General features: G+C 58.7%; 1 protein-coding gene. It reads right to left on the minus strand.

From position 1 onward, the window contains the following. The coding region (locus HGQ17_RS14940; RefSeq protein WP_168888741.1) for a DDE-type integrase/transposase/recombinase at positions 1-349 on the minus strand (349 nt) is incomplete at both ends.

Here is a 349-nt window from a genome sequence, read left to right on the forward strand (position 1 = left end):
ATCCAGTGAATGATCCGGGCTCGCAACTGATCCCTGGTGGCCCAGGACTGCCTGTTGAGCACGTTCTTCTGCAACGTCGAGAAGAAGCTCTCCATCGCCGCGTTATCCCCAGCAGCCCCGACCCGTCCCATGGACCCAGCCAGCTTGTATCCCTTCAGCGCCCGCTGGAATTTCCGTGAACGAAATTGCGACCCTCTATCCGAATGGACAATGCATCCGGCCACTTCTGAGGGTCCTCCGCGGCGGGAAACCGCATCATGCAGGGCGGCCACAGCCAGCCGTGATTTCATCCTGGAATCGATCGCATAGCCCACGATCCGGTTGCTGAAGACATCCTTGATCGCACATA

The organism is Nesterenkonia sedimenti (assembly GCF_012641515.1).
Classification (GTDB): domain Bacteria; phylum Actinomycetota; class Actinomycetes; order Actinomycetales; family Micrococcaceae; genus Nesterenkonia; species Nesterenkonia sedimenti.